General features: G+C 71.8%; 17 protein-coding genes. 10 read left to right on the forward strand and 7 right to left on the reverse strand.

Annotation, left to right across the window (positions count from 1 at the left end; genetic code table 11):
• On the forward strand, nucleotides 1-328 hold a 328-nt coding region (locus E9934_RS20275), incomplete at its 5' end, for an OST-HTH/LOTUS domain-containing protein (RefSeq protein ID WP_238694931.1).
• A 1-nt stretch (nucleotide 329) separates the two neighbouring features.
• Here the strand turns inward: E9934_RS20275 and E9934_RS12325 are convergent.
• Both E9934_RS12325 and hemE read right to left on the reverse strand, forming a co-directional pair.
• Nucleotides 330-677 (reverse strand): hypothetical protein, encoded by a 348-nt coding sequence (locus E9934_RS12325; protein ID WP_136563181.1) that lies wholly within the window; start codon nucleotides 675-677, stop codon nucleotides 330-332.
• A 74-nt stretch (nucleotides 678-751) separates the two neighbouring features.
• Complete coding sequence (gene hemE, locus E9934_RS12330) at nucleotides 752-1,810, reverse strand: uroporphyrinogen decarboxylase (protein ID WP_193556907.1); 1,059 nt, start codon at nucleotides 1,808-1,810, stop codon at nucleotides 752-754.
• Between the two features lie 69 nt (nucleotides 1,811-1,879).
• On the opposite strand from hemE, the gene E9934_RS12335 reads away from it, so the two are divergent.
• Both E9934_RS12335 and E9934_RS12340 read left to right on the forward strand, forming a co-directional pair.
• A complete protein-coding gene (locus E9934_RS12335) occupies nucleotides 1,880-2,500 on the forward strand; it encodes a DUF3000 domain-containing protein (RefSeq protein ID WP_136563182.1) in 621 nt (206 codons plus the stop codon).
• A 4-nt stretch (nucleotides 2,501-2,504) separates the two neighbouring features.
• Entirely contained in the window at nucleotides 2,505-3,857 is a 1,353-nt protein-coding gene (locus E9934_RS12340; protein WP_136563183.1) for a ribonuclease D, read from the forward strand.
• On the opposite strand, the gene E9934_RS12345 is transcribed toward E9934_RS12340, so the two are convergent.
• On the reverse strand, nucleotides 3,800-5,200 hold the full coding sequence (locus E9934_RS12345; RefSeq protein ID WP_136563184.1) for an extracellular solute-binding protein: 1,401 nt from the start codon (nucleotides 5,198-5,200) through the stop codon (nucleotides 3,800-3,802). The genes E9934_RS12340 and E9934_RS12345 overlap by 58 nt on opposite strands.
• Nucleotides 5,201-5,287: 87 nt before the next feature.
• Here E9934_RS12345 and E9934_RS12350 point away from each other — a divergent pair, with 87 nt between their 5' ends.
• Nucleotides 5,288-5,926: a hypothetical protein gene (locus E9934_RS12350; RefSeq protein WP_162851552.1), complete on the forward strand. Its 639-nt coding sequence runs from the start codon at nucleotides 5,288-5,290 to the stop codon at nucleotides 5,924-5,926.
• A 150-nt stretch (nucleotides 5,927-6,076) separates the two neighbouring features.
• On the opposite strand, the gene nirD is transcribed toward E9934_RS12350, so the two are convergent.
• Nucleotides 6,077-6,442: a nitrite reductase small subunit NirD gene (nirD, locus tag E9934_RS12355; RefSeq protein ID WP_136563185.1), complete on the reverse strand. Its 366-nt coding sequence runs from the start codon at nucleotides 6,440-6,442 to the stop codon at nucleotides 6,077-6,079.
• A gap of 106 nt (nucleotides 6,443-6,548) precedes the next feature.
• Here nirD and E9934_RS12360 point away from each other — a divergent pair, with 106 nt between their 5' ends.
• Nucleotides 6,549-7,298: an IspD/TarI family cytidylyltransferase gene (locus E9934_RS12360; RefSeq protein ID WP_238694932.1), complete on the forward strand. Its 750-nt coding sequence runs from the start codon at nucleotides 6,549-6,551 to the stop codon at nucleotides 7,296-7,298.
• On the opposite strand, the gene E9934_RS12365 is transcribed toward E9934_RS12360, so the two are convergent.
• Nucleotides 7,282-7,893, reverse strand: a complete 612-nt coding sequence (locus E9934_RS12365; RefSeq protein ID WP_136563187.1) for a 2-C-methyl-D-erythritol 4-phosphate cytidylyltransferase — start codon at nucleotides 7,891-7,893, stop codon at nucleotides 7,282-7,284. The genes E9934_RS12360 and E9934_RS12365 overlap by 17 nt on opposite strands.
• Before the next feature lie 31 nt (nucleotides 7,894-7,924).
• Entirely contained in the window at nucleotides 7,925-8,410 is a 486-nt protein-coding gene (locus E9934_RS12370) for a CarD family transcriptional regulator (RefSeq protein WP_136563188.1), read from the reverse strand.
• 251 nt (nucleotides 8,411-8,661) lie between these two features.
• On the opposite strand from E9934_RS12370, the gene E9934_RS12375 reads away from it, so the two are divergent.
• The 3 genes from E9934_RS12375 (at nucleotide 8,662) to E9934_RS12385 (ending at nucleotide 11,208) form a co-directional block, all read left to right on the forward strand.
• The gene (locus E9934_RS12375) at nucleotides 8,662-9,744 is read left to right on the forward strand and encodes a UbiA family prenyltransferase (protein WP_136563189.1); all 1,083 of its coding nucleotides are present in this window, start codon (nucleotides 8,662-8,664) and stop codon (nucleotides 9,742-9,744) included.
• 98 nt (nucleotides 9,745-9,842) lie between these two features.
• Nucleotides 9,843-10,460: a hypothetical protein gene (locus E9934_RS12380; protein ID WP_136563190.1), complete on the forward strand. Its 618-nt coding sequence runs from the start codon at nucleotides 9,843-9,845 to the stop codon at nucleotides 10,458-10,460.
• A 1-nt stretch (nucleotide 10,461) separates the two neighbouring features.
• A complete protein-coding gene (locus E9934_RS12385) occupies nucleotides 10,462-11,208 on the forward strand; it encodes a phosphoglyceromutase (protein WP_136563191.1) in 747 nt (248 codons plus the stop codon).
• 98 nt (nucleotides 11,209-11,306) lie between these two features.
• On the opposite strand, the gene phoU is transcribed toward E9934_RS12385, so the two are convergent.
• Complete coding sequence (phoU, locus tag E9934_RS12390; RefSeq protein ID WP_136563192.1) at nucleotides 11,307-11,960, reverse strand: phosphate signaling complex protein PhoU; 654 nt, start codon at nucleotides 11,958-11,960, stop codon at nucleotides 11,307-11,309.
• Between the two features lie 122 nt (nucleotides 11,961-12,082).
• On the opposite strand from phoU, the gene E9934_RS12395 reads away from it, so the two are divergent.
• Together E9934_RS12395 and E9934_RS12400 are read left to right on the forward strand one after the other, a co-directional pair.
• Entirely contained in the window at nucleotides 12,083-13,291 is a 1,209-nt protein-coding gene (locus E9934_RS12395) for a sensor histidine kinase (RefSeq protein WP_202977283.1), read from the forward strand.
• Nucleotides 13,288-13,965, forward strand: coding sequence for a response regulator transcription factor (locus E9934_RS12400; protein WP_136563193.1), 678 nt, complete (start codon nucleotides 13,288-13,290; stop codon nucleotides 13,963-13,965). Before E9934_RS12395 ends, E9934_RS12400 begins: the two co-directional genes overlap by 4 nt.
• The last annotated feature ends 208 nt before the right edge of the window (nucleotides 13,966-14,173 follow it).

The raw sequence follows: 14,173 nt of genomic DNA on the forward strand, positions 1-14,173 counted from the left end.
TACCGCACCCGAGGTCGACACGACCGCGGACCCGGAACCGCCCAACCTGCAGAGCCTGCTGACCCGCGCGGTCAACAAGCGCTCCGACGACGACGGTTGGGCGCACCTGAGCGCGATCGGCAGCTACCTGCGCTCGGCGAGCTCCTCCTTCGACCCCCGCCTCTACGGCTTCACCAAGCTGGCGAGCCTGGTCCAGGCGCAGCCCTACCTGGCCACCCAGGGCACCGGCAGCGGCATCCGGGTCAGCCTGAAGGGGCAGTCGGGCCGGACGCCCGCGAAGAAGGCCGCGGCGAAGAAGACGGCAACAAGGACGGCGTCCAAGAAGTAGGTCAATCGGTGCCGGGGTCGGTCGCCGTGTCGTCGGTGGTGGCTTCCGGCGCCCCGTCCGGAGGCGTGCCCATCTCGCCCGTCCCACCGCTCGGCGGCTGACCACCGGGGAAGCCCTGCTGGCCGTCCTCACCGACCTGGCTGGCGACGGACGGGTCGGGGTCGGCGGTGACGTGCCCGACGGCATAGCCGCTGAAGCCGGCCACCACCGCAGCGGCGGCCGCCGCGGCCACCGCGCGGGCACGGCGACGCTTGGGCCGCGGCGCCGCCGGGGCGTCGTACTCCCCTGTCGTGGGGTCGCTGACCCAGTGGGTGGTCGGCGGCTGCTGCGGAGCGGTCTGGTCGTTCACGGCGTGTCCTTCGAGGTCGGGATGCTGTCGACCTCGAGTGTTCGTCGCGTCCTTGGGACGCGACTGTCGCCGGCCTATCGGTCGTCTGTGAGCGGATACGCGTGCACGAAGTCGGTCAGCCGGGCGAGCTGGTCGGGGTTCGTGGACGGGATCACGCCGTGGCCCAGGTTGAAGATGTGGCTGCGTGCGGTGCGACCGGCCTCGATGACCTCGGCGGCCCGCGCGGTCATCACCTCGGTCGGCGCGAACACCAGCGTCGGGTCGAGGTTGCCCTGCACACCGCGCTCGGGCCCGATCCGCTCGATGCCGTCAGCGAGCCGCACCCGCCAGTCGACGCCGACGATGTCGGCGCCCGCCTCGCCCATCAGGTCGAGGAGCTCACCGGAGTTCACCCCGAAGTGGATCTTCGGCACGCCGAGTTCGCCGATCGACGAGAGCACCCGCGCCGACCAGGGCTGCACGAAGCGCACGTAGTCGTCGCGGTTGACCGCGCCCGCCCACGAGTCGAACAGCTGGATCGCCGACGCGCCGGCCTCGACCTGCACCCGCAGGAAGGCCGCGGAGATGCCCGCGATCTTGGTCATCAGCGCGTCCCAGACCTCGGGGGCGCCGTACATCATCGCCTTGGTCTTCGCGTACTCCTTCGACGGTCCGCCCTCGACGAGGTACGACGCCACGGTGAACGGGGCGCCCGCGAACCCGATGAGCGGGGTGCCGCCGTTGATCCCGGCCAGCTCGCCGACGAGGGTCCGCACCGCCTCGGTGATGAACGGCAGGTGCTCCGGCGTCAGGTCGGGGATCGCCTCGACGTCGGCGAGCGTGCACACCGGGTCGGCGACGACCGGACCGACGCCGGGCTTGATGTCGAGATCGACGCCGACCGCCTTGAGCGGCAGCACGATGTCGGAGAAGAAGATGGCCGCGTCGACGCCGTAGCGGCGGACCGGCTGCAGCGTGATCTCGGTGATCAGCTCGGCGTTCATGCAGGACTCCAGCATGCCGACGCCCTCGCGCACCTTGAGGTACTCCGGCAGCGAGCGCCCCGCCTGACGCATGAACCACACGGGCGTGTGCGGCACGGCCTCCCCGCGGGCGGCCTTCAGGAATGCGCTGTGCTCGAGTCCGGTCGTCACGGGCTCAGGGTGACAGGTGAACGGCGTGGGACGCACATCGATCCGGGAGTCTCGCCCTAGGGTGGGGCCATGGTCGCGCGGCACGAGACGAGCCAGGGATCCGGCGCTGCCGGCACCCCGCGGGAGTTCGTCGTGGCCGTCGACAGCCTCCGGGCGGCCACCTTCCGCCCCGAGGTGTTCTGCGAGGAGATGCCGGCGCCGCAGCGCATCGCGCCGCACGCGACCGCCCTGTCCGCCGACGTCACCGTCGACGACGAGGAGGTCGCCACCGGGCGGCTCGTCGTGCTGCACGACCCGGCCGGCAACGACGCGTGGGAGGGCACCTTCCGCTGTGTCGCCTACTGCCGGGCGGAGATCGACCACGACCTGGCCACCGACCCGATGCTGGCCGACGTCGGCTGGACCTGGCTGACCGACGCCCTCGAGGCGCACGGCGCCGAGCACGTCGCCGCCTCCGGCACCGTCACCCGCGTCGCCACGGAGAGCTTCGGCACCATGACCGGGGAGCCGGGCAGCGCGCAGATCGAGATCCGCGCCTCCTGGACGCCCGTCGACACGACCGACCTCACTCCGCACGCCGAGGCGTGGGGCGAGCTGCTGTGCACCGCCGGCGGGCTCGAGCCGGTGCCCGAGGGCGTTGCCGTCATGCCCTCGCGACGCGGCCAACGCGGCGGCCAGCCAGGCGCCTGAGGACATGGCCACCAACGACACCGACTCCACCACGCCCGCCGACGAGCAGCCTGACCAGCAGCCGGCCGAGCCGCCCGTCGAGGTGCCCGTCGAGCTGCTCCGCCTCGCCGAGGGCCTGCCCCCCGTCATCGACACCGTCGAGGCGCTTGACGCCTACTGCGCCGGCCTCGCGGCCGGGACCGGCCCCGTCGCGATCGATGCCGAGCGCGCCTCCGGCTACCGCTACTCCAACCGCGCCTACCTGATCCAGGTCAAGCGGGAGGGCGCCGGGATCGGCCTCATCGACCCGATCCCCTTCGACGACCTGGCACCACTGGCCCAGGCGATCGGCGACGCGGAGTGGATCCTGCACGCCGCCACCCAGGACCTGCCGTGCCTGGCCGAGGTCGGCCTCAAGCCGGCCGCCCTCTTCGACACCGAGCTCGCCGGCCGCCTGCTGGGCTACCCGCGGGTCGGTCTCGCCACCCTCGTCGAGACCCTCCTCGGCCGACAGCTGCTCAAGGAGCACTCGGCGGTCGACTGGTCCACGCGCCCGCTGCCCCTCCCCTGGCTGGAGTACGCCGCCCTCGACGTCGAGGTGCTCGTCGAGCTGCGCGACGTGCTGGCCGCCCAGCTCGTCGAGGCGGGCAAGGACGACTGGGCCCGTCAGGAGTTCGAGCAGCTGCGCGGCTTCCAGCCGGCAGTCCGCGTCGATGCCTGGCGACGGACGTCGGGCCTGCACAAGGTGCGCGGGCGTCGTACCCTCGGCGCGGTGCGTGAGCTGTGGATCACGCGCGACCAGATCGCCGGCGAGCGCGACGTCACGCCGGGACGCCTGATCCCGGACTCCGCCCTCGTGGCCGCCGCCACGGCGATGCCGAGCAGTCGTGGCGAGCTGATGCGCACCCCCGGCTTCCACGGACGCGGTGCCTCACGTCATGCCAACGACTGGCTGGCCGCCATCCAGCGCGCCGCCCAGATGGCCGAGGACGAGCTCCCCAGCCGCGTCGGCGGCGGCGACGGGCCGCCGGCGCCACGGGCGTGGGCCGACAAGGACCCGGTCGCCGCACGACGGCTCGACATCGCCCGTGCCGCGGTGGCCGAGATCGCGGAGCGGCACGGCCTGCCGGTCGAGAACCTGCTCACCCCCGACCACCTGCGCCGGGTGATGTGGACGCCGCCGTCGGCCCGCGACGCGGTCGAGCTGCTCGAGGCCGTCATCGACCAGCTGCGCGCCCTGGGCGCCCGCAGCTGGCAGGTCGGCCTCACCGCGCCCGTGCTCAGTCGCGCGATCCTCGAGGCCGAGGAGCGCGCCGAGCGTCAGGACTCGTCGTCGTCGAGGTCACCCGAGTCCGAGACGTCGTCCGACGGCTCGTAGTCGGGGTCGAGCAGGGAGCGTGACTCCTCGTCGATCGCCCGCAGCAGCTCCTGGAGGTCGCCCAGGTCCGGCGTCGTGAGCAGTGCCTCGATGTCGGGGCCGACGAGCTCCTGCAGCTCGGAGCCGTCCTCCAGCAATGGCGGCACGATCATCGAGCGCAGCACGTCGTTGAACACCGCGGCGTGGGCCGGCTGCTGGGCGGGCTGCAGGAAGGCCTCGGAGAGCGCCACCGACCGGGTGCTCGGCTGGAGGTAGCCGGTCGCGGCGATGCGGGCCATCGCCTCGTCGCTGACGAGGTACTTCAGGAAGTCGGCCGCAGCCCCGACCCGTGGCCCGGGGCCGGGCGAGAGGCAGACGCCGGTGAGGTCGCCGATGGTCTTCGGAGCGCCGAGCGAGGGCATCGGCATCACGTCGAACTCGAGGCCCTCGGTGGCTCGCAATTCCGGGGTGAGGTTGCGGAAGCCGGCGATCATGCCGAGGCGGCCACGCTTGAACCAGTCCAGCGCCGAGCGCTGCTCGAGCTGCGTCGAGGAGAGGGTCACCCGCGGGTCGCGCAACAGCTCCAGGGCGTTGCGCAACGCCCCGATCGAGTCGTCCTCGCCGAGAGCGAGGCTGGTCGGCTCGGTGTCGCTGTCGAACACCTGTCCGCCACCGGAGTAGATGAAGGGCGCCAGCCCGCGCAGCGTGGGCTCGATGTAGACGCCCTTGGTCCGCGCGCGCGGGCGGCTGGCGAACTCGGCCGCGGCCCGGAACTCCGAGAGGTTCCACCCCGTGTGCTCCCGGGGCGGGGTCGGCCGGCCCAGCGCGGCCATCCGCTCGAAGTCGACCAGCTTGGCGTTGTAGTAGATCACCATGGCCGAGGAGGAGTAGGGCATGCACTGCAGGTCGTCGGCGACGGAGAAGGCGGTCACCGCGTCGCGCGAGAAGTCGTCGCCGACGGGGATCTCGCGGGCGGTGATGAGGTCACCGAGCGGCAGGTTCCGCTTCTCGGCGATCACGTCGGCGAGCAGCGTGCGCGGCAGCATGTAGAGGTCCGGCACGGACTTGGCCTCGCCGAGGTCGGCGACCATCGCCGGCGCGCTCGGCCAGTCGTGGACGACGACGGTGGTGTTCTTGGTGCTGGCGTTGTAGTCGTCGACCATCGCCTGGTAGGCGGCGATCTCCTCGTCGCTGCCCCACACGGCGAAGTCGAGCGTCAGCATCGCGGGCTCGCCGCCGTTGTTGCCGATCGGCTTCTGCTCCTCGGTGTTTCCGGCGACGATCAGCATCGCCACCAGCACCACGATCGCGACGGACGCCACCACGGCACCCGTGCGCCAGGTCAACCGAGCCTCGCCCGACATCTTCGCCCCTCTTCCCTCACCGCCGAATCGACGTCACCCTACCCGGCGCTCAGCGGCCGGAGGCGCACCATCTCCTACGCTGGTGGGATGCCAGCAGGTCGTGCGCATCGCCGCCCCGTGCCGAAGGATGCCGCGTTCTTCGAGGAGCACGGCGAGGGTGTCGATCCCTCGCTCGTGGCCGAGGCCGCCGAGCGGGCCGCGGTGGCGTTGGTGCGGGGCGCGCGCGACTCCGCGGACGACGCCGTCGCGGACCGGGTGATCCACCTCGCCGACACCGAGGGCATCGAGGCGCTGGCCGAGCTGTGGTCCCATGCTGCGGCCGACTCGCTCGCCGGCTGCCTGTGGCGGCTCTACGTGCTGCGCTCGTGGGTGTACGCCGACCCCGACACCGCCGCCCGCGAGTTCGACGCCGGACGTCAGCACGCGGAGTTCGCCCGGGTCGTCGCGGGGGTCGCAGACCCGCCGGGCCCCGACGAGCTGCGCCGGATGGTCGACGAGGTGCTCCGGGGCATCGCGGTGGGCGACTTCGCCGACGTGCTGCTCCGCGCCGCGGCGTTCGCCCGGGTGGTCGCGGCCGGCCGGGCGGCCCTGGGCGACCCGACGACCGAGGTGGCGCAGCGCGTTGGTGCTGGCGACCGGGACGGCGACACCGTGCGCCGGATGCTGGTGCTCGCCGAGCAGCTCGAGGCCGCGGGTCACCTGGAGCTGCAGCGCGGACTGGGATGAGCCGTTAGAATTGGGGCCAGAGCACGCCGGGTCGCGGCAGCCCCGGGTCCCAATTTCAGCCGCTACGAGCGGCCTCGCGCCGTGAGGCGCTCCCGGCCCGGTGTGCTCGACACCTGCCTCGACGTGGATCCACCCGAGGCCCGCCGCTTCTCAGGCCGCGTGGGACTTGCGGTGCCCGATGAGGACGACGCCCTCGACCACCTTGACGTCGTAGGCCGGCACGGCGACGTGCAGGTCGTCCAGGCAGCGCCCCGTGCGCAGGTCGAAGGCGTGCCGATGCGCGGGCGAGGCGACGAACGGGGTCTCCCCGCGCCGCCCGACGATGCCCTTGGAGATGCCGCCGATGGCGTGCCGTGCGAAGGGGTCGTGGTTGCCGAGCGCGTAGACGACGTCGTCGGCCGTCCGGAAGATGGCGATGGCCTGGCCGTGGACGAGCGCGGTCACACCGCGATCCATCTCCAGCTCTGCGATGCGGCAGACCGGCTGCCACTCCTCCACGGTCCCGCGACCTGTCATGGTCACTGAACCTAGGAGCGGTTCGTTCTCAGCGACGTTTCGCCGTGTAACGGGCAGGAAAACGCTTCCGCTCGGTCTGTCGCACGGGCCGATAGGGTCGGGTGCCGTGACGACTGGAGCGCAGAGCAAGGCGCGGCCGCGGGCCGCGATCGTGGTCCTGGCGGCCGGGAGCGGCACCCGGGTGGGCGCCGCCGTCAACAAGGTGCTGCTGCCGCTGGGCGGCAAGCCGTTGCTGGCCTGGTCGGTGGAGGCCGCGCTGGCGGTCGAGGGCGTCGATCCGGTGGTCGTGGTCTGCCGCCCCGGGGAGCGGGAGCGCGTGGCCGTGGCTCTGCAGGACTCCGTGGGCGAGCGCGAGCTGCTGCTGATCGACGGCGGGGGCACCCGGCAGGCCTCCGAGCAGGCCGCGCTCGACCTGCTGGCTCCCCGCATCGCCGACGGATCGATCGACGTCGTGGCCGTCCACGACGGCGCCCGGCCGCTGAGCGCCCCCGCTCTCTTCTCCGCCGTCATCGATGCCGCCCGCGATGCGGGCGGCGGCGTCCCGGCCGTGCCGTTGCCCGGACTGCTGCCGATCGACGGGGACACTCCTCCCGGGTCCCTGGCGCGGCTCGTGGGGGTGCAGACACCGCAGGCCTTCCGGGCAGGCGCCCTGGCCGCGGCCCACGCGTCGGCCGCGGCCGCCGGCTTCGACGGCACCGACACCGCCGCTGCCTACGCCGAGTTCGCGCCCAGCGCCGACCGCACCGTCCGGGTCGTGCCCTCCACACCACGCAACCTCAAGGTCACCTTCGCGGAGGACGTCCGCATCGCGGAGCGCCTGCTCGGTCGCGCTCCCGGGCTCAGCTCGGGTCGGTGAGCGCGGTAAGGACCGCCAGGTCGTCGTCGCCCGTCACGCGTCGTGCCTCCGGCGGCGCCGCCACGAGATCGACCCGGCCGGCGCCATAGCGGGTCCGGAGCGCGGCGACGAGGTCGGCGAAGTCCAGCGACGGCAGTCGACCACCCTCGCCGAACAGGTCGGCCACGACCGCCGCGGGCAGCACGACGGGCGAGCAGACGGCGACGAGCGCGTCCCGGTCGACCGTCGCGCCGAGGGCGGCGCCGCCGTCAGGGTCCGGGTGGGTGTCCTTGACGGTGTCGGTGACGGGCCGGACCCCGACCACGATCCGGTCGTCGGCGACGGCCCGGTCGGCGCAGTGGACCAGGAAGTCGGGCGGTGTCATCGGACAGAGCGGGTCGTGAAGGACGAGAGCCTCCTCGCGCTCGACGACCGCGTCCCAGCCGACGGTCTGGTCGAGGAGCTCGATCCCCGCCTCACCGGTCGCCCAGGCCGCCGCGGCGATCAACGACTCGCCATGGATCAGACGGAACGGCAGGGAACCACGGCCCTCCTCCACGAGGATGCCGCAGGTGGGTGCAGAGACGCCGACGGCGTCGTACGGGTCGGGACTCATCGGTCCCACCGTACGACGCCGTCGGATGATGTCAGGAGGCGAGGACCTCCTCGAGGATCGCCTCTGCCTTGTCCTCGTTGGTGTTCTCGCACAGTGCCAGCTCGGAGACGAGGATCTGGCGCGCCTTGGCCAGCATCCGCTTCTCACCCGCCGACAGACCGCGATCGTGCTCGCGGCGCCACAAGTCGCGCACGACCTCGGCCACCTTCATGACGTCGCCACTGTGGAGCTTCTCGAGGTTGGCCTTGTAGCGGCGCGACCAGTTGGTCGGCTCCTCCACGTGCTCGGCACGCAGCACGCCGAAGACCTTGTCGAGCCCGTCCTTGTCCACGACATCCCGAACACCCACGAGGTCCAGGTTGTCGGCCGGCACGCGGACCACGAGGTCCTGCTGGGCGACAATCCGAAGCACGAGGTACTGCCGTTCCTGGCCCTTGATCGTCCGCATCTCGATGTTCTCGATGACAGCGGCCCCGTGATTGGGGTAGACGACCGTTTCGCCGACGGTGAAAGTCATATGAGCAAAACCCCTTCCTAGGACACCTATCCTACCACGTCGGCCGGCCCCCTCCGAAAGCGTTTGCGCAGGTCAGGACGGCAATCGGGCACTTGACATCGCGGTGCGGCTGTGTTTCGCGCGCAGGACCAGATGTGGCACGCGTCACGCGGGCACCCGCCCGGACCCGACCCGACCCCCGGGTGACGCGGCGGGTGCCCGTACGGCGGGCCAGTACCCGGCGCGCGTTCGCGTGGTCAATACTGCTCGGCATGGCGAAGAAGCAGCGCTGGCGACGCGGCGGCTCGTCCGGGGAGGACACCACACCGGCCGAGACCACTGACGCGACCACCGACGAGCCCACCGGGGAGGACCCCGGCGACGACGGGGCACTCGACGCGACGCCCGGCGCGACCGGGGCGGACCGGGAGGACGAGACCCCCACGAGGGTCGTCCTCGCCAAGGACTTCCTCGACGACGACGAGCTCGCGGATGACGTCGCGGATGACGTCGCGGATCAAGGGGCCCTCGACGAGCTCGCCGACATCGAGGACGAGGAGCTCGAGGACCTCGAGGAGGCCGACGAGCCGCGCCCGCTCCCCCGGGCCGAGTCCTCCCGCCTGTCGCGGTGGTTCCTGGGCGGGCGGGAGCCTGCCGACGTCGCCGCGGTCCAGCTGCTGCAGGCCGCCCACGCGAAGCAGGCGATCACGACCGCCCTGGCGATGGGGCTGGTGGCCGCGATCGCGGGCCGTGAGGCTCGCGAGGCCGGGGTCGTCCTGGTGACCGTGCTGGTCGGCCAGACCATCCTGGGCTGGCACAACGACATCGTCGATCGGCAGCGCGACCACGCGCACGGCCTGACCGGCAAGCCGCTGGCGATGGGCCGCATCACGCCCGACACCGTCTGGTACGCCATCATCGTCGCCACCCTGCTGCTGGTGCCGCTGGCGATCACGACCGGGATCCGGGCCGGCTGCCTCTACCTCGCCTCCGTCGCCGTCGGGATGCTCGGCAACGTGCTGCTGCGCACCGGCATCTTCTCGTGGTGGTCGTGGGCGGTGTCCTTCGCGCTGCTGCCCGCCTACCTGTCCTACGGCGGCTGGGGCGGGCAGGCCGTCGGCTCGGCGCCGGAGACCAGCATCGTGGTGCTCAGCGCCCTGCTCGGCGTCGGCGTCCACTTCATGCGCTCGGTGTGGGGGCTGGTCGCCGACCACGAGGACGGCTGGACCTACCTGCCGCTGAGGCTGGGCCTGAAGCTCGGCGCGACCCGGCTCCTCGCCCTGTCGACGCTCGCCACGGCGATCATCGCGATCCTGCTCGCCGTGATGGGCGCGAAGGTCGGCCTCAGCCGCTGACGTCGGTCACACATGCCCTAGAGTGTGGCCCGCTCGACCACCGATCTCGACGCGCCGGAGCACGGCGCGGATCCACCCAGCAGCGGAGGCCTGCCGACATGCACCACCTGCGACCGACCGCGATTGCCGGACTCCTGATGGTCCTGGTGCCGAGCGCCGCCGCGCTGTCCTCCTGCGGGTTCGACTACCCGACCGATCGGGTCAGCACGATCGCGGCAGGCCAGAACAACCGCGACGCGTCCGTCGATGCCCTCGGCATCCGGGTGCTCGCCACCGCGACCGGTGAGGGCCGCCTCATCGGCTCGCTGGCCAACAACCTCAAGGACCCCGCCTCGCTCGTCGACGTGAGCGGCGAGGGTCTGACCGTCAACATCGCCGAGCCGATCGAGGTCGCCGGCCGGGGCGGCGTCAACCTCGTCGACCAGCCGCAGGTCTCGATCAGCGGCAAGTTCACCGCCGGCGACGTGATCGACCTGGTCCTGACCTTCGACACCGACGAGACGATCAGCCTCGAGGTCCCCGTCGTGAAGCCCTGCTTCCAGTACAGCGAGGTGCCCACCGAGGCCGCCGAGGAGGGTGCGGCCGCCGACGCCGCTGCCGATGAGGAGCTGATCGAGCAGACCGGCGAGTCCGAGAGCGCCCACGGCGAGGAGTCGGGCGACGCGACCTTCGTCTGCGACCACGAGACCCCGCACGCCGAGGAGGGCGGTCACTGACATGACCTTCACCCTCGTGCTGCTGCGCCACGGCCAGAGTGAGTGGAACGCGAAGGACCTCTTCACCGGCTGGGTCGACGTCGCGCTGACCGAGCAGGGTCGTGCCGAGGCCGTCCGCGGCGGCGAGCTCCTCAAGGAGGCCGGGATCCTCCCCGACGTCGTCCACACCTCGCTGCAGCGTCGGGCGATCAACACCGCCGCGCTGGCCCTCGACTCCGCCGACCGTCACTGGATCCCGGTCCGCCGGTCCTGGCGCCTCAACGAGCGTCACTACGGCGCCCTCCAGGGCAAGGACAAGAAGGCCGTCCGCGACGAGTACGGCGAGGAGCAGTTCATGCTCTGGCGCCGCTCGTTCGACGTACCGCCCCCGCCGCTGGCCGATGACGACGAGTTCTCCCAGGCCGGGGACGCCCGCTACGCCGACCTCGGCGACGAGCTGCCCCGCGCCGAGGCCCTCAAGCAGGTCATCGACCGGATGCTCCCCTACTGGGACGCCGGGATCGTGCCGGACCTCCGCGCCGGCCACACGGTGCTCATCGCCGCCCACGGCAACAGCCTGCGCGCGATCGTGAAACACCTCGACCAGATCAGCGACGCCGACATCGCCGGCCTCAACATCCCCACCGGCATGCCGCTGGTCTACGAGCTCGACGAGGCCACCCTCGCCCCCGTCGTCCCCGGAGGTCGCTACCTGGACCCCGAGGCCGCTGCCGAGGCCGCCGCCGCCGTCGCCAACCAGGGCCGGTAGCGCGCCGAAGTACGAGGGTTTCTCACCCGAGGTGCGGAGGTTTCTCACAGCGCGTGTGAGAAACCTCCGCACCTCGTGCGAGAAAGAGGCGCACTTCGTCAGGCGGCGGGAGCCGGGTTGTGGCCGGTGACGACGAAGATGACGCGGTTGGCGATCGAGACGGCGTGGTCGGCGATGCGCTCGTAGTAGCGGCCCAGGAGCGCGATGTCGACAGCCGCCTCCACGCCGTGCGGCCAGTCGCCCGAGAGCAGCTCGGAGAAGCTGGTCCGCCGCAGCTGGTCCATCTCCTCGTCGGCGCGACCGAGCGCGATGGCCGCCTCGACGTCGCGGCCGGTGATGACGTCGCACACGCGGGACACCATGTCCTCGGCCACGGTCGCCATCCGGGTCATCGTCGGGCGGATCTCCTCGGGGACGGCGATGGCCGGCACCCGCAGCCGGGCGACCTTCGCCACGTGGACCGACAGGTCGCCCATCCGCTCCAGCTCGCCGACCATTCGCAGCGCGGCGACCACGGTCCGCAGGTCGCCGGCCACGGGCTGCTGCAGGGCGAGCAGGCCGAAGGCCGTCTCCTCCACGCGCTCGCGGGCACGGTCGATCTCGATGTCGTCGCTGATCACCCGCTCGGCGATCGCGGCGTCGCCGGTCATCAGGGCAGCAGTGGCCTCGCTGACGGCGATCTGGACCCGGCGGCAGATGCCGGCGAGGTCGTCGAAGATCGCGTCGAGCTGGTCGTTGTACGCATCACGCATGGCGCCGACAGTAGGCAGCCGAGGTGACCAGCAGGCGGAAGCCGGTGAACGGGGGATGAACATCGCGAAGCACGGGCTTCCCGATGCGCGGACCGAGAGCCCGCTCGCCGTACGATCGAGGCGTGGATCCGACGACGCAGGCCTATCTGGCCGCGGTGCTCGGCGCGCTCGTGGCGGCGGGAGCCATGCTGGCATGGCACCTCAGCGATCGCCAGCAGAACAGCTATCGAGCCGCCGAGGAGCCGCGTCTGCCCGACGGAGTCGCGGCCGTGCTCGCGGTCCTGCGCAGCAGCGCAGTGGTCGTCGACGAGTCCGATGCCGTCGTCAAGGCCTCGGCCCCCGCGTATGCGATGGGCTTCCTGCGGGGCACCACGCTGCTGTCCGAGGACCTCGGCGACCTGATCCGCCAGGTCCGCCGCGACGGCCAGATCCGTGAGACCGAGCTGATCGTGCCCCGCGAAGGCGGTACGCCGCGGCACGTCACCGCCCGGGTCGCACCGCTGGGCTCCCGGCTGGTGCTCGCGCTCATCGAGGACCGCACCCGTGAGCGCCAGATCGAGGCCGTGCGCCGCGACTTCGTCGCCAACGTCAGCCACGAGCTCAAGACGCCGATCGGTGCGATCCGGCTGCTCGCCGAGGCCGTCCAGGACGCCGCCGACGACCCGGAGGCTGTCCACCGCTTCGCGTCGCGCATGCTCACCGAGAGCGATCGTCTCTCGCGACTCATCCACCAGATCATCGAGCTCTCGCGCCTCCAGGGCGACGAGCCCCTCGACTCCCCCGTGCCGGTGTCGATCGACGACGTGGTCGCCGCTGCCGTCGACGGCAGCGACATGAACGCGACCGCCAAGAAGATCACCGTGCTCGCCGAGGGCGAGGAGGGTCTGAAGATCCTGGGCAGCGAGAAGCAGGTCGGCGCGGCCGTCGCCAACCTCGTCGCCAACGCCGTCGCCTACTCCGACCCCAGCTCCCGCGTCGTGGTCACCCGCAAGCGGGTGGGCCACCAGGTCGAGGTGTCGGTGATCGACCAGGGCATCGGGATCCCCGAGGCCGAGGTTGACCGGATCTTCGAGCGTTTCTATCGCGTCGATCCCGCCCGGCACCGCTCGACGGGCGGCACGGGCCTCGGCCTCTCGATCGTCAAGCATGTCGCGGCGACCCACGGCGGCGAGGTCCGCGTGTGGTCCGTCGAGGGGCAGGGCTCGACGTTCACCCTCGTCCTGCCGCAGCACCACGGCGACGACGCCCCGCTGCGGCTGGGCCCCTTCACGTCCGGAGCCTCGAACGACGAGAGCTCCGGAGACACCGAAGATCAGGAGGAACGGGCATGACCCGTGTGCTTGTCGTCGAGGACGAGGAGAGCTACAGCGACGCCCTCGCCTACCTGCTCCGCAAGGAGGGGTTCGAGGTCGCGATCGCCGCTGACGGCAACGAGGCGCTCAAGGAGTTCGACCGCAACGGCGCCGACATCGTGCTGCTGGACCTGATGCTCCCCGGCATCCCGGGCACCGAGGTCTGCCGCACCATCCGGCAGACCTCCAACGTGCCCGTGATCATGGTGAGCGCCAAGGACGACGAGGTCGACAAGGTCGTCGGTCTCGAGCTCGGCGCCGATGACTACGTCACCAAGCCCTACTCGCCCCGCGAGCTCGTGGCGCGGATCCGCGCGGTCCTGCGGCGCGGGCTCGGCGAGGAGCTGCTCCCCGACACGCTCGAGGCCGGCCCGGTGCGGATGGACGTCGAGCGCCACGTGGTGACCGTCGACGGCGTCGAGCAGCGGCTGCCGCTCAAGGAGTTCGAGCTGCTGGAGATGTTCCTGCGCAACCCCGGCCGGGTCCTCACCCGCGGTCAGCTCATCGACCGCGTCTGGGGCTCCGACTACGTCGGCGACACCAAGACGCTCGACGTCCACGTCAAGCGGCTGCGCGCCAAGCTCGAGCCGGAGCCGGGCGAGCCGAAATACCTCGTCACCGTGCGCGGCCTCGGCTACAAGCTCGAGATCTGAGTCCGAGCGCGGAGATCGACCGAGGAACGAGGTCGCCCTCCGATCAGCGAGGAGGTCGAGGAGCGTCGCAAGGTCGCGCAGCGAAGCAAGCGACCTCGCGGCGCGTCACGAGACCCGGTCAGCGACGCAGAGGAGCCGCCAGGGCGAGTCCCGGCAGCACCTCACCAGGTCTCGAGACGGCCGCGGGCGGCCTCCTCGACCACCGGGA

Origin of the sequence: Nocardioides caeni (genome assembly GCF_004912195.1) — a bacterium.
Taxonomy (GTDB): domain Bacteria; phylum Actinomycetota; class Actinomycetes; order Propionibacteriales; family Nocardioidaceae; genus Nocardioides; species Nocardioides caeni.